Source organism: Breznakia sp. PFB1-19 (genome assembly GCF_029893935.1).
GTDB classification, from domain to species: domain Bacteria; phylum Bacillota_I; class Bacilli_A; order Erysipelotrichales; family Erysipelotrichaceae; genus Breznakia; species Breznakia blatticola.
Map to the genome: position 1 here is coordinate 95,329 of NZ_JARXXJ010000003.1, position 13,545 is coordinate 108,873.

17 protein-coding genes are annotated in these 13,545 nt (G+C 33.8%); 10 read left to right on the forward strand and 7 right to left on the reverse strand.

Translation table 11 applies throughout. From position 1 onward, the window contains the following. The first annotated feature begins 8 nt into the window (after positions 1–8). From cmk to M2098_RS02735, 10 genes are all read left to right on the forward strand, one after another. Positions 9–674: a (d)CMP kinase gene (gene cmk / locus M2098_RS02690; protein ID WP_280681461.1), complete on the forward strand. Its 666-nt coding sequence runs from the start codon at positions 9–11 to the stop codon at positions 672–674. Beyond that, complete coding sequence (gene der / locus M2098_RS02695) at positions 667–1,971, forward strand: ribosome biogenesis GTPase Der (RefSeq protein WP_280681460.1); 1,305 nt, start codon at positions 667–669, stop codon at positions 1,969–1,971. Before cmk ends, der begins: the two co-directional genes overlap by 8 nt. Positions 1,972–2,007: 36 nt before the next feature. Continuing rightward, positions 2,008–3,000, forward strand: coding sequence for an NAD(P)H-dependent glycerol-3-phosphate dehydrogenase (locus M2098_RS02700; protein WP_280681459.1), 993 nt, complete (start codon positions 2,008–2,010; stop codon positions 2,998–3,000). Positions 3,001–3,004: 4 nt separating this feature from the next. Next, the gene (locus M2098_RS02705) at positions 3,005–3,724 is read left to right on the forward strand and encodes a tRNA threonylcarbamoyladenosine dehydratase (protein WP_280681457.1); all 720 of its coding nucleotides are present in this window, start codon (positions 3,005–3,007) and stop codon (positions 3,722–3,724) included. Positions 3,725–3,820: 96 nt separating this feature from the next. Next, positions 3,821–4,102, forward strand: a complete 282-nt coding sequence (locus M2098_RS02710; RefSeq protein ID WP_134170309.1) for an HU family DNA-binding protein — start codon at positions 3,821–3,823, stop codon at positions 4,100–4,102. Positions 4,103–4,155: 53 nt separating this feature from the next. Further along, entirely contained in the window at positions 4,156–4,437 is a 282-nt protein-coding gene (locus M2098_RS02715; RefSeq protein ID WP_280681456.1) for a hypothetical protein, read from the forward strand. 13 nt (positions 4,438–4,450) lie between these two features. Further along, on the forward strand, positions 4,451–4,981 hold the full coding sequence (locus tag M2098_RS02720; protein ID WP_280681455.1) for a ClbS/DfsB family four-helix bundle protein: 531 nt from the start codon (positions 4,451–4,453) through the stop codon (positions 4,979–4,981). A gap of 2 nt (positions 4,982–4,983) precedes the next feature. Beyond that, a complete protein-coding gene (locus M2098_RS02725; protein WP_280681454.1) occupies positions 4,984–5,202 on the forward strand; it encodes a DUF1905 domain-containing protein in 219 nt (72 codons plus the stop codon). Positions 5,203–5,216: 14 nt separating this feature from the next. Beyond that, positions 5,217–5,279, forward strand: a complete 63-nt coding sequence (locus tag M2098_RS02730) for a hypothetical protein (protein ID WP_280712689.1) — start codon at positions 5,217–5,219, stop codon at positions 5,277–5,279. Positions 5,280–5,296: 17 nt separating this feature from the next. After that, a complete protein-coding gene (locus tag M2098_RS02735; RefSeq protein ID WP_280681453.1) occupies positions 5,297–5,524 on the forward strand; it encodes a hypothetical protein in 228 nt (75 codons plus the stop codon). A gap of 130 nt (positions 5,525–5,654) precedes the next feature. Here the strand turns inward: M2098_RS02735 and M2098_RS02740 are convergent, their stop codons facing one another. The 7 genes from M2098_RS02740 to dxs form a co-directional block, all read right to left on the reverse strand. Continuing rightward, a complete protein-coding gene (locus tag M2098_RS02740; protein WP_280681451.1) occupies positions 5,655–6,404 on the reverse strand; it encodes a DUF2087 domain-containing protein in 750 nt (249 codons plus the stop codon). Positions 6,405–6,513: 109 nt separating this feature from the next. Further along, the gene (locus M2098_RS02745) at positions 6,514–7,407 is read right to left on the reverse strand and encodes a tyrosine recombinase (RefSeq protein ID WP_280681449.1); all 894 of its coding nucleotides are present in this window, start codon (positions 7,405–7,407) and stop codon (positions 6,514–6,516) included. Positions 7,408–7,449: 42 nt separating this feature from the next. Then, positions 7,450–7,977, reverse strand: coding sequence for a flavodoxin domain-containing protein (locus M2098_RS02750; protein WP_280681447.1), 528 nt, complete (start codon positions 7,975–7,977; stop codon positions 7,450–7,452). A gap of 123 nt (positions 7,978–8,100) precedes the next feature. Next, entirely contained in the window at positions 8,101–9,273 is a 1,173-nt protein-coding gene (gene dinB, locus M2098_RS02755; RefSeq protein ID WP_280681445.1) for a DNA polymerase IV, read from the reverse strand. Next, complete coding sequence (gene recN / locus M2098_RS02760; RefSeq protein ID WP_280681443.1) at positions 9,266–10,915, reverse strand: DNA repair protein RecN; 1,650 nt, start codon at positions 10,913–10,915, stop codon at positions 9,266–9,268. Before recN ends, dinB begins: the two co-directional genes overlap by 8 nt. Position 10,916: 1 nt before the next feature. Beyond that, positions 10,917–11,687, reverse strand: a complete 771-nt coding sequence (locus M2098_RS02765; RefSeq protein WP_280681441.1) for a TlyA family RNA methyltransferase — start codon at positions 11,685–11,687, stop codon at positions 10,917–10,919. Continuing rightward, positions 11,678–13,543 carry a 1-deoxy-D-xylulose-5-phosphate synthase gene (dxs, locus tag M2098_RS02770; RefSeq protein ID WP_280681439.1) on the reverse strand — a complete coding sequence of 622 codons (1,866 nt, stop codon included), beginning with the start codon at positions 13,541–13,543 and terminating at the stop codon, positions 11,678–11,680. The genes M2098_RS02765 and dxs overlap by 10 nt, the downstream gene beginning before the upstream one ends. Between the last annotated feature and the right edge of the window lie 2 nt (positions 13,544–13,545).

Sequence of the window (13,545 nt, forward strand, 5' to 3'; positions counted from 1 at the left end):
GTTTTTGTATGATTAACATTGCGATTGATGGACCAAGCGCGGCTGGTAAAAGTACAATCGCGAAACTGTTAGCAAAACAGTTAGGTTATGTACATATTGACACAGGGGCGATGTATCGTTGCTGTGCTTACCAAAGTCTAAAAAATAACATTGAACTAAATGATTTAACCGCATTAGATGAGATGTTGCAACACATGGAGATTTCATTTGATAAAGCAGGAAACGTATTTATCAATGGAGAAGATGTTTCTAAAAACATTCGTACCAATGAAATTAGTATGCGTACAAGTAGTATTGCTAAAATCTTACTCGTTCGTGAGAAGATGGTCGCAAAACAAAGAGAAATGGCCAAAGCTAAAGGATTTATTCTAGATGGCCGTGATATAGGAACTGTCGTATTGCCTGATGCAGAAGTAAAAATATTCATGGTTGCTTCTGTTGAAGCAAGAGCAAAACGCCGTTTTGAAGAATATAAAATGCAAGGAGTCGATGTTGATTACGATCAAATTGCCAAAGATATTGAGCAACGCGACTACCAAGATATGAATCGAGAGACATCACCGCTAAAAAAAGCAGATGATGCCATAGAAATTGATACATCTTTATTGAATATTGAACAAGTAGTTAATAAAGTATTATCGATTATACAAAAGAAAGAGAAACAAAATGATTAGTGGGATTACAGCAATCGTTGGTCGCCCAAATGTCGGAAAATCTACTATATTTAATCGAATGATTGGAGAACGTAAATCCATTGTTGAAGATACACCTGGTGTTACTAGAGACCGTGTGTATGCAAAAGCAGAATGGTTAACCAAAGAATTTCGAATTATTGATACTGGTGGAATTCAACTGGACAACCAACCATTTAAAGAAGAAATACAAATGCAAGTGGATATCGCTTTAGAAGAAGCTGATTCTATTGTATTTGTCGTGAGTGGAATTGATGGCGTAACAAAAGATGATGAATATATCGCTTCTTTATTACGTAAAACAAAAAAGCCAGTGATTTTGGCAGTAAATAAAATCGATGACACCCAATTACAAGCAAATATCTATGAATTTTATTCACTAGGAATTGGAGAACCAATTGCTGTCAGTGGAGTTCACGGTATTGGAATTGGTGATGTATTAGATAGCATCATTAATTCATTTGAAAATGTACAACGTAAAGATTATGATGAAATGACAAAGTTTTGTATCATTGGACGTCCTAACGTTGGAAAATCAAGTTTGGTAAATGCGATCTTAAACCAAGAACGCGTTATTGTTTCAAACATTGAAGGAACTACCCGAGATGCAGTAGATACACCATTCAAAGTAAATGGAAAAGATTATGTCGTTATCGATACTGCAGGTATTCGTAAACGTGGAAAGATTTACGAAAATATCGAAAAGTATTCCATCTTACGTGCGATGGCAGCCATTGAACGTAGTGATGTTGTCCTTGTTGTGCTAGATGGTGAAAGTGGAATCCGTGAACAGGATAAACACGTCGCTGGATATGCACATGAAGCAGGGAAGGGTGTTATCATTGTTTACAACAAATGGGACACTGTCGATAAAGATGAAAAAACAATGAATCAAGTCACTGAATTGATTCGTGAAGAATTTAAATATTTAGATTATGCACCAATTGCCTTTGTAAGTGCATTAAATCGTAGTCGTATTCAAACATTAATTCCATTAATTGATGAAGTACATGATTATTCAACACTTCGTCTACCAACAAATGTTGTTAATGAAGTTATTTTGGATGCACAATTAGTTACACCACCACCTACACATAATGGCGTACGTTTACGTATTTATTATGCAAGTCAGGTAAGTGTAAGTCCACCAACCTTTGTATTATTTGTAAATAACCCGGAATTATTACATTTTTCATACAAAAGATTCTTGGAGAACCGTTTACGGGATGCGTTTAACTTTACAGGTACAACCATCCACATTAATGCTCGTGCAAGATAGAATCTTAAGAGCTTGTAAATCATTCATGGAGGAATAATGAAAGTAACAATTATTGGAAGTGGTTCATGGGGAACTGGATTAGCACAAGTGCTAGCAGACAACAATGTAGATGTCACAATATGGGGAATCGACGAAAGTCAAATTGATGATATAGCAAACAATCATCTTAACTCAACATTTTTTCCTGGGGTCAAATTAAACCCAGCAATTAAAGCGACAACAGATCTAACTACAGTTACAGGAAGTGATATTGTTTTACTTAGTGTGCCAACAATCGCAATTCAAAGTGTTTGTGAACAAGTTGCACCATACTTAGATAAGAAAATAATCTTTGTGAATACTTCAAAAGGATTCCATCCTGATACAAATGCACGTATGAGTGATGTGATTCGTGCAAGTGTACCAGCTGATAAATTAAGCAGTGTTGTATCCCTAATCGGACCAAGTCATGCAGAGGAAGTAGTTGAACGTTTACTAACAACAATCACTGCAGTCTCACAAAATGAAGAAGATGCGAAAACGATACAACGTGTATTCTCAAATGACTATTTCCGTGTGTATACAGGAAATGATGAAATTGGTGCAGAATTAGGTGTTGCCTTGAAAAATGCAATTGCTGTTGCAAGTGGAATCTTAGCTGGAATAGGTTATGGAGATAACACACGTGCAGCACTAATCACGCGTGGTATTGCTGAAGTTATGCGCTTTGGTAGTGCATATGGTGGTAAGAAAGAAACCTTTATGGGACTTACTGGAATTGGTGACTTAATTGTTACTGCAACTAGCAGACACTCTCGTAACTTCCAAGCAGGATATGAAATTGGTAAAGCCAATGATGCACAAATCTACTGGAATACAAACAAGAAAACCGTAGAGGGTGTTCGTACAGCAAAAGTTGTACATGAACTTGCTAAAGCAAAGAATATCGATATGCCAATCATTGAAGAAGTCTATAAAGTACTATATGAAGGTAAAGAGCCAAAACAAAGTGCAAAAGACTTAATGTTACGTGAACTTAAATCAGAATAACGTTATGGAAAATCAATTTATTCGTAGCGAAATGCTACTAACAGAAAACGGAATCAAAACCCTACAAAACAGCCACGTGGCTGTTTTTGGCGTTGGTGGAGTAGGGGGACATTGTATTGAGACATTAGTTCGCTCTGGTGTGAAAGAAGTTAGTATTATCGATAACGATACTGTGTCGTTAAGTAATCTTAACCGTCAAATTGTCGCTTTACACTCTACCATTGGTCAAAGCAAAGTAGAAGTAATGAAAAAACGTTTACTTGATATCAATCCTAATGCCATAATTCATACATATGAAACGTTTGTATTAAAAGATACAATTGATGAAATCGATTTAGTTGGAGTGGATTACATTATTGACTGTATTGATACGATGGTAGCTAAGATTTTACTTATCGAAAAAGCAAAAGAAATGCAAATACCAATTATTTGTTCCATGGGAACTGGAAATAAGCTAGATCCTACGAAACTACAAATTGGTGATATTTCAAAGACGAGTTATGATCCTGTAGCTAAGGTATTACGTAGAGAATTAAAAGCTAGACATATCAAAAAAGTTGAGGTTCTTTGGTCTACAGAACAACCAATAAAACCAATGATTCCTTGGGAAGTTAACCCAAATATCATCAAGCGAAACGTACCTGGAAGCGTGGCATTTATGCCAAATATCGCTGGAATTATGCTCGCAGGGCACGTAATCTTGCAAATTATTGATAAAAAGTAGTATTTATCGCATTTTTTAGCACTTTCGTAATGTGTTTTCCTTGTTATATTTTTTTAGATAGACTATAATTAACCTAGATGTTCGGAGGTATAAGATATGGAAACATTAAACAAGAAAGCATTAGCTGAAACGTTAGCAGAAACTATTGGAATTACAAAGAAAGACGCTACTACAGCAGTTGAAACAGTATTCGCAGAAGTTACTAAAACTCTTGCAGATGGTGGTAAAGTTGATATTTCAGGATTTGGAAAATTTGAAGTAGTTGAAAGAGCTGCACGTCAAGGTGTAAACCCTGCAACTGGTGAAAAATTAACAATCGCTGCATCAAAAGCACCTAAATTCAAAGCTTCTAAAGCATTAAAAGAAGCAGTTAAGTAATTTAGATCAAAAAGGAGCCACTGTGCTTCTTTTTTTCAATTTGGAGGATGATTATGAACAATACATTGAATTTCTTTTGTAATGCACTAAGCATTGCCACTATACTATTGATGGTGATGAATCTGCTTAGAGCAAAAACACTTTTAGGTTTAGCATCTGCACTTATGATTATGATTGTTTCTGGAGCAAGTGGAATTATCTACGGTTATTTAGCTGATTTAACACAAATGAATGCAATAACAACTGTGCCAGCTATTTTCATTAATCTATGTCTATTTGTTGCATATATCATTATCTATTTGCAACAAAAAAATAAAGCACAAAATATAAAATAAGGGGATACTAACAATGGCAAGACCAAAAACAAAAAAAGAATTGCTTGATCAAGCAACTACAGAATTTCATAAACTAGGAGAGATTATCAATACTATGACTCCTACACAACAAGAAGCAAACTTCACATATGATATAACTGGTAAGAAAGAAGCACACTGGGCACGTGATAAGAATTTACGCGATGTTCTTATCCATGTATATGAGTGGCAACAACTTCTCTTACACTGGTTAAAACGAAACATGGATGATGGTGAAAATACACCGTTTTTACCAGCACCATACAAATGGAATAACTATGCAGATATGAATGTCGAGTTTTGGAAAAAACACCAACAAACAAGCTTAAATGACGCCAAAAGTATGTTATTATCTTCACACAAGGCTGTAATTGATGTCATTGAATCACTATCTGAAGAAGTACTATTCACCAAAGCGATATATCCATGGGTTGGATCAACAAATATCGCAAGTTATTGCATATCAGCAACATGTGCACATTACACTTGGGCAATTAAAAAACTAAAACTTGCCTTGAAAGGATAATTATGGTGTACAACATCACATTTCCATATACATTTAAAACAATTATAAAGGAAGCTACAATAGGAAAGGGAGGCGCATATATTGAAGTTCCTTTTGATATAAAAAAAGAATTTCAAAAAGGACGCTTACCAGTACATGCAACCTTTGATGGAATTCCATATAATGGAAGTATCGTCAACATGGGATTAAAAAAGAAAATGGTGATATTTGTTACATCTTAGGAATTACAAAAGCGATTCGAAATCAAATAGGCAAATCGATTGGTGATCAAGTAGAAATTACTTTACAGCATCGATAGACGACTTAGGGGGATTTATGCTTAAGAGTAAAAAACTACTTATTTCATACATTGTCATTGTAATTATATTTTCTGTTACATTCGCAATTGGGGTATTTGATAATCCTAACTTCAATTTGCATGACTTTTGTATGAATTTAGCTTCAGAGTTCTTGGGATTACTTCTAACAATTACAGTTATTGAAATCTATATTAATGCCAGAAAAAAACATAGAGAAGCAAACAAGACAGAAAAATCTAAATAATAGAAATAAAGAAACCCTCACTACATTTATTATAAGTAGTGGGGGTTTACTTACCTTCATAACACATATTATGAATACTTTACTTCGCATAATGTGTATTATGTAATGTTTAGATGTATGTATTATAGGGTTATTGTACAGTTTCTGGTTTCCAGTATCGAATTCCATCGTTTGTACGTTTTAAGAAACCATATTCAATCATGTACCTACGTATCGTAACAAAATCATCGTAAATTATTTTTAGTATTTCATTAACTTCCATTTCTGTATATTCTTTATTCTCATCAAATTGTTTAGCTATCATACGTAATACGGCTAGTTTTGCTTTTTGCTTTGCTGGTAGCATTTTTAGTTGCAATGGACTTGTACTACTAAAATATCGATCAATGAACTCTTGTTCTTCTTTTAGCGTCATTAGGTATCGATCATCGACCATTGTCGCGCTTTGATGTATAGGAATGTACGCTTCAAAGGAACTCGATTGCTCTGAGAGCTCGTACATTGCAAGAAATACCTTAGCTTGCTTTGCTTTTTCTTTTAATTGATAACGCTGTTGTCGAACCGTAGATAATGATGTATGTGTAATCTTAGCAATCTCTTTATCACTTTTATTATCCGCAAAATATGAAAGCATCCGTTTTTGTACATCACTTAACATCGTTTGTTTTTTATCGAGTGCAAATAATTCCTTTAATGTACCGCCATGAACCTCACAAATATGGTGCTTCATAGCTGCATGTGCATCTAATAATTCATCTTTACATGTATAAATGTGTCCAGTTTCATATTTTTGATCACAAAAAATACATACATAAACATCATCATGTACTGTATAACCACATTTTAATTCATCTAAATGTAATTCTTCAATTTTCTTCATATATATCACATCCTTTACATAAACATTATCATAATTTGTTTATCAAAACAATAACTAATATAAATTACGTTTATGAACATAAAAAGAAGATACAGTTATATGCAGTTAACTATTTCTTCTTTTTGTTCATAGCTTGTAAATATTCATGTTTTAAACGATCACTTTGAATGTGTGTATATATTTGTGTTGTCGATATATCACTATGACCAAGTAGTTCCTGGACACTACGTAAATCTGCACCACCATTTAGTAAGTGTGTTGCAAAACTATGTCGAAACGAGTGCGCAGAAATTGTATCATTCATCTCTAACTCCATAAGTTTCTTTTTGATCATCGAATGAACATATTGTCTTGTTAGTCGGTTCCCTCTTTGGTTAACAAACACATAATGAAGCTTCTTTGTATTCCAAAAAGCTCTTGGACCATCAAAATACAACTGTAAGCAATCAATTGCATGTTGATTGATTGGAATTAAGCGTTCCTTATTTCCCTTCCCTACGGCTTTAATTATGCCTTGTTGCAGGTGTAATTGATTCATTTGCAAGTTACAAACCTCGCTTACGCGTAGTCCACAACCATACATGACTTCAATAATCGCATGTTGATATAAATCGACATCTTTTTTATCATTAAATGCACCTATAAACATTTCTAAGTCATTCTCATTTAAAAATGAAGGTAGTTTATTTCCTTTTTTACTTAGTTTTACATGCATTGCTGGGTTTGCAATACTTGGAAAATTATATGTGACATAGTAATGAAAGTTACGAATTGATACAATCATCCGGTTTATGGAATTCATCTTTTTTGATAACGCTTGATTTTGAATAAACGCTTCAATATTTTTGTACTCAATCGTTTCTACATCTTCTATATTATGCTCGTGCATAAATGACTCATATTGTACAAGATCATTTTTATAGTTATCAATTGTTGTTAGTGCCTTTTGATCAATAACACTAATATAGTGAATATAGTTTTCAATTGCTTCATGTAGTTTCATATACGTATTATATCAAATAACAAAAAAAGTAGATATAAATACCTACTTAGATAAATAAGCAATTAATGGAGCTAAATACTCCTTCTGTATATTATTTGCTTTTTGTTGATTAACTGACATGATTGTTTGTTCCAATGTAGAATATGTATTTGGATCTTTTTTCTTTAAAGACTTTCTTAACATCTTAATCAGTGTTCGATCACGAAATGACATCTTATTTTCATCAAAGACTCCATGTGCATAAAATAATGGTAGGTCTTTTAATTCATGCTTTAAATTGTGTTCTCGTATCGTATCAAGTACATGTTCTTCATATGGAGTTGCTCCAACTGCTAAAATCACTATTTTTTTACCATGTAATGCCTTTGCATGCTTTTTTAGAAACGATAAGCCAGCAATTGATGATGCATACACACCACCACAAAGTATGATTGTGTTATATGTTTCTATTTCATGTATATTTGCTTTACTTATTTCTACTAAATCAAAACTAGTCATTTCTGCTAACCAAGTTGCATACTGCTTTGTGGCACCATATTTTGACTTGTATAGTACAATCCCTTTACTCATAATATTCCTCCAATTTTCCTAGTTCAATTATCGCAAAGATAACTACACAGTACAACTCAAATACATATACTTTGCTGATTATTGTATAACAAAAAGTGTTTCTTACAATTTTGTAAAAAACACTTACTTATGATCCTTTTTATCTAATAAACTTGAAGCATATACCAATTTGCTTCCTAGTATATCTTTATTCAGTTCATCAATGATATCTAGTTTTTTGTACTTGCTTTCATAGTTGAATAAACTTAATTGATCAACTCTTTCATTATCTGACTTTAAACTTCCTAACCCAATTCCTAAATGTCGAATTGGAATGTCCTCATAATTTTCATCGAACAAAGATAAAGCAACTTCAAGTATCTTATCTGCATCTTGGATATATTCTTCTACTGTAATTGATCGAACTACATTACGAAAATCAAAATAGCGAATTGATACAGATATCAGCTTTCCTGACATCGCTTTTTGTTTTGCACGATTTGAAAGTGAAGCAGCTAGTTTACGCAAGATACCAACTAGTTCGTTATATTCTTCAACATCGCTAACAAATGTTGTTGATTGAGAAATTGATTGTACCGTGTTGGAGAATTCAATTCGATCACTACTTATCCCTTTGGCTTTTTGAATCATTTGGAGTGTATGTTTACCTAGTATAGGACGAACAATTGCATAATTTTCATCCTTAACTAAATCTCCAATCGTTTCAATTACATGTTGAATCAATATCGGTGCTGTTTTCTTTCCAATCCCCATCATATCGCCAATTGGAAGAGGCCATAATTTCTTATCCAATTCTTGTTTGCGAATCACATAGATTCCAAGTGGTTTATAACGATCACTTGCCATCTTTGCTAGAAATTTCGTTGGACCAATACCAATCGAACATTTTAATTTTAACTCATCTTTTAAACGTTGTTGAATTTCCCAAGCTAAATCAAGGGGACGTTCATAGTTTTTTATTACTTCACTCATATCTGCATAACATTCATCAATACTTGCGATTTCAACAAACGGTGTATAGGTTTTTATAAAAGCGAAAAACTTTTTTGATAGTTCTTTATAGTAATCATGATCTCCTTGTACCACAATCAGATCTGGACATAAACGTAAAGCTTCATGTAAAGGCATCGCAGAATGGACACCATATGCACGTGCTTCATAGCTTGCTGTACATACAACACTACGCTTACTTAACCCACCAACAACGATGGGTTGTCCTGCTAAAGAACTGTTGCGAATTACTTCAGCATTGGCAAAATACGCATTTAAATCAATGTGAAAGATAACCTTAGCCATGAGATTCCTCGCATGAATCAAGTAGTTCTTTCGCGGCATCAAGAGCTTTATCCGATAGTGAATTTGTTGAGATCATTGCAAGTTCTCGAATTCGTTCATCATAAGATAGTGATACAATCGAAGTACTTGTATGATTATTTACTTCTTCTTTTTTCACTAAATAATGTGCATCTGCATGTGCAGCTACTGGAGCTAAATGCGTAATCGAGAATACTTGTGTTACTTTTGCAAGTTCTTTCATCTTTTGTCCAATTGCATATGCTACTTTACCAGATACTCCTGTATCAATTTCATCAAAGATAATTGTTTCAATATGCTGTAGTTTTGTGAAGATAACTTTCAATCCCAACATTAAACGTGAAAGTTCTCCACCGGAAATTACTTTCGTCAGTGGACGTAAGCTTTCTCCTTTATTCATCGAGATGTAGAATTCCACCCCATCAATTCCATGTACACTATCTTGTTTTGTAAATGTAATTTCAAATTTTGCATTTGGTAAATATAAATCTTCTAACTGTACTTGAATTTCTTTTTCTAATTCTTTTGCACGTTGTTTACGCTTTTCACTTAATTTACTAGCATGCTTATAAAACTCTTGATATAGTTGCTCAATTTCTTGTTGTTTTAATGCGATTGCTGCATCACGATCACTAAATAGTTCTATTTTTGTTTCTAGTTCTTCTTTTTTATGAAGCACATCTTTAAATGTATGTCCGTGTTTACGCACAATCTTTTGTATTTGAAATAAACGCTCTTGAACTTGATTAAGTTTTTCTTCATCATACTCAAGTGAACTTGCATAAGCATGTAGAGCATCTTTTTGCTCATCAATTAAATAGTATGCATTTAACATTTCTTCTTTGATTTTTACTAACGCATCTTGATCAAGCTCGTCTAACGCTTTTGTAGCTTCATAAACATTTTCATAACTCGATGTATCAATTGCTTGCATTGCTTCGTTTAACGCCTTAGAAACGCGCTCAAAAGCCATCATATCCTTTTGATAGCTTTCTAGTTCTTCAATTTCATTTTCCGATGCATCAAGTGCATTAATTTCATCTAATTGGAACGTAAAGAAATCAAGATCCTCTTGATTAAATTCTTTTTCCAATAGTGTATCCAATTCTTGTTGTTTCTGTTTATAGTCTTTGTATGCAGTACGTACGCTACTTGTTAAATCATCGTCTTGGACAAAATTATCAAGCAAACCAAGATGAGATTTTGGATTGAGTAAGTACTGTGAATCGTGTTGCGAGTGAATATCGATAACGTCACTCATTAGATCGCGCAAGAAAGCAGCAGTAACATTACGTGAATTTACCTTTGTTGTACTTTTTCCTTCTTGTGTAAATGTTTTTGAAATAATAAAACTGTGATCTTCAACTTCAATTTCTGCTTCAGCTAATTTCTGTAGTGATGGATGGTTTTTATGTACTTCCACACACATCTCAAGCACTGCTTTTTTTGCACCTTTTTGAATAAAACTTGGTGATACTTTTGCACCACACAATATAGAAATGGCATCAATAAAAAGCGATTTACCAGCACCCGTTTCTCCACTGAACGCAGAGAATCCATTTTGAAAATCCAAAGTTAGTTCATCAATTAACACGAAATTTTTGACATATAAACTTAGAATCATCTTATTCTCCCTTCAATACATCCTGAATGTGTATCGATTTTGATACACTATGATATTTCATATAGAAAATATATTCTTGATTACCTGAACGACCTTGTATTGCGGCTTTATCGATTGCTTTGATTCCAAATCCAAGAGATTGAAAGTAATCCATATAGTCTTGCAATAGTCGTTTATGTACATTTTTATCTTTTACGACACCTTGTTTATTCACAAAGTTCTTCCCTACTTCAAATTGTGGTTTTACTAATACAAGCAATTCTGTTTTATCATTGCAATATGCAGCAACAACATCAAAGATTTTCTTCAGTGATATAAAAGATACATCAATACATATAAAATCAATAACTTGTTCGATTTTCGCTGGGTCTAGTGTGCGAATATCACAATTCTCAAAATTACTTACTTTTGGGTTATCTTTTAAAGATTGTACAAGTTGATCAACGCCAACATCTACAGCATATACGTGACGTGCACCTTGCTGCAAACAAACATCAGTAAATCCACCAGTGGATGCACCAATATCAAGCACAACTTTATCTGAAAGTTGCACCTGGTATTTCTCAATTGCATAGAACAATTTCAAACCACCGCGACTTGCAAACTCATGTTCAGGTTTATGCACAACTATACAATCTGTATCATTGATTGTATATGCAGGTTTGCGAATGATTTTTTTATTCACTTCCACATATCCCTCTTTGATTAAATCTTGTGCTGCAGCACGTGATTTCACATCTTTATATGTTGCAAGATATTGATCTAATCGCATGTAAGCACCTTTTTTAGTTCCATAAAGCAACTGTCAAGATCAATATGTTCAACTTGGCGTAATACTTGCGTATTTCCGTGACAAACAAAATGATCATCAATTCCTAAACGAACAATATTTGCATCGATATTATGATCATTTGCATATTCTAAAACAGCACTAGATAAACCACCAGCTTTCATATCTGTTTCGTAAATGACAACCGGTTTACTACTTGTTAGTATTTGCTGTAACATCGCTGTATCAAGCGGTTTAAAGAAACGCGCATTTATAATAGCAACATTCAGTTTTTCTAATTTCGCCTTTTGAATACAATTATCTACATCTGGTCCATACGTAAGAATAAATGCATCGACCGCATCACTTGCTTGCCATTTACTCCAAGAACCAATTTCAATCGCTGTAAATGGATCTTGGTTATCTGCAACACTTCCTCTTGGAATTCGAATTAGCCATGGTTTTTGATGTAGAAAGGCACTATATAATAAATCATGTGCTTCTTTTGCATCTTTTGGTTGTGATAAGACGAGGTTTGGTACATTTCTAAACATTGCAATATCAAATAGACCATGATGTGTTTCTCCATCTTCACCAACTAAACCAGCACGGTCTACAGAAACTACAACTGGTAAATTCATACGCGCAATATCATGATTCATTTGATCATATGCTCGTTGTAAAAACGATGAATAAATGGAAATAAATGGTCGCTTCCCTGCTGCTGCTAAAGCAGCTGCAAATGTCACTGCATGTTCTTCAGCAATACCACAATCAAAGAAACGTTCTGGATATGTTTCATAAAATCCTTGTAGTTTTGAACCTGCCATCATTGCTGGTGTCAAAGCTACAATATCTTCATTTTCTTTAGCTAAGCGAAGTAGACCATCAGACATGATGGAACTCCAATCTTTATGATCAATGGGTTTTGTACTTAGCATTTTCCCACTTGCTACATCAAATTTGCCAACCCCATGCCAAGCACCAGTATCATCTAATTGTGCAGGTAAGTATCCTTTTCCTTTTTGCGTAATTACATGTACAACAATCGGACCATCATGTTTTTTTACGACTTCAAAAACACGAATCAATTCGTGTAGATTATGACCATCAATTGGTCCAATATAATCAAGACCAAAATCATCGAAAAAGGAAGCATCAACAACTGTATGTTTAATGTTATTTTTTAAATCGCGCAATCCTTCTAATACATTTTGACCTGCGCTATTACTACTTAAAAATTCCTGTAATCCATGTTTGAATCCAGTATATCGTTTACTTGAACGAAGTTTTGTGAAGGTTTGTGACATTGCTCCAACATTTTTAGAAATGGACATCTCATTATCATTAAACACAATCACCATTTTGCGTTTCTCACTACCAATTTCATTAAGTGCTTCAAATGACATTCCACTAGCTAAACTACCATCACCAACAACTGGTAATACTTGATAGTCTTCTTTATTCAAATCACGTGCAACTGCAAAACCAAGCGCAGCACTTAGCGCAGTGGAAGAGTGACCTGCTTCCCATGAGTCATGTTCACTTTCTTTACGTTTTTGAAATCCAGAAATCCCTTGATATTGACGTAGTTTCGAAAACTCTTTTGCACGTCCAGTAAGTATTTTATGAATATACGACTGATGTCCTACATCATAAATAAACTTATCACTTGGTGATTGAAACACATAATGCATGGCTAATGTTAATTCAACAATTCCTAAATTACTAGATAAATGACCACCTGTTTGTGCTATCGATTCAACTAAAAAACTACGAATATCCTTCGCAAGTTTTTCTAATTCGGGTATGGATAACACTTTAATATCTGATGGTTGTTTTATATCTAGTACATTCATAG

Bases quoted from the DNA above. Each gene is read 5' to 3' on its own strand.
- cmk (WP_280681461.1), top strand. From the start codon at position 9: ATGATTAACATTGCGATTGATGGACCAAGCGCGGCTGGTAAAAGTACA.
- der (WP_280681460.1), top strand. From the start codon at position 667: ATGATTAGTGGGATTACAGCAATCGTTGGTCGCCCAAATGTCGGAAAA.
- M2098_RS02700 (WP_280681459.1), top strand. From the start codon at position 2,008: ATGAAAGTAACAATTATTGGAAGTGGTTCATGGGGAACTGGATTAGCA.
- M2098_RS02705 (WP_280681457.1), top strand. From the start codon at position 3,005: ATGGAAAATCAATTTATTCGTAGCGAAATGCTACTAACAGAAAACGGA.
- M2098_RS02710 (WP_134170309.1), top strand. From the start codon at position 3,821: ATGGAAACATTAAACAAGAAAGCATTAGCTGAAACGTTAGCAGAAACT.
- M2098_RS02715 (WP_280681456.1), top strand. From the start codon at position 4,156: ATGAACAATACATTGAATTTCTTTTGTAATGCACTAAGCATTGCCACT.
- M2098_RS02720 (WP_280681455.1), top strand. From the start codon at position 4,451: ATGGCAAGACCAAAAACAAAAAAAGAATTGCTTGATCAAGCAACTACA.
- M2098_RS02725 (WP_280681454.1), top strand. From the start codon at position 4,984: ATGGTGTACAACATCACATTTCCATATACATTTAAAACAATTATAAAG.
- M2098_RS02735 (WP_280681453.1), top strand. From the start codon at position 5,297: ATGCTTAAGAGTAAAAAACTACTTATTTCATACATTGTCATTGTAATT.
- M2098_RS02740 (WP_280681451.1), bottom strand. From the start codon at position 6,404: ATGAAGAAAATTGAAGAATTACATTTAGATGAATTAAAATGTGGTTAT.
- M2098_RS02745 (WP_280681449.1), bottom strand. From the start codon at position 7,407: ATGAAACTACATGAAGCAATTGAAAACTATATTCACTATATTAGTGTT.
- M2098_RS02750 (WP_280681447.1), bottom strand. From the start codon at position 7,977: ATGAGTAAAGGGATTGTACTATACAAGTCAAAATATGGTGCCACAAAG.
- dinB (WP_280681445.1), bottom strand. From the start codon at position 9,273: ATGGCTAAGGTTATCTTTCACATTGATTTAAATGCGTATTTTGCCAAT.
- recN (WP_280681443.1), bottom strand. From the start codon at position 10,915: ATGATTCTAAGTTTATATGTCAAAAATTTCGTGTTAATTGATGAACTA.
- M2098_RS02765 (WP_280681441.1), bottom strand. From the start codon at position 11,687: ATGCGATTAGATCAATATCTTGCAACATATAAAGATGTGAAATCACGT.
- dxs (WP_280681439.1), bottom strand. From the start codon at position 13,543: ATGAATGTACTAGATATAAAACAACCATCAGATATTAAAGTGTTATCC.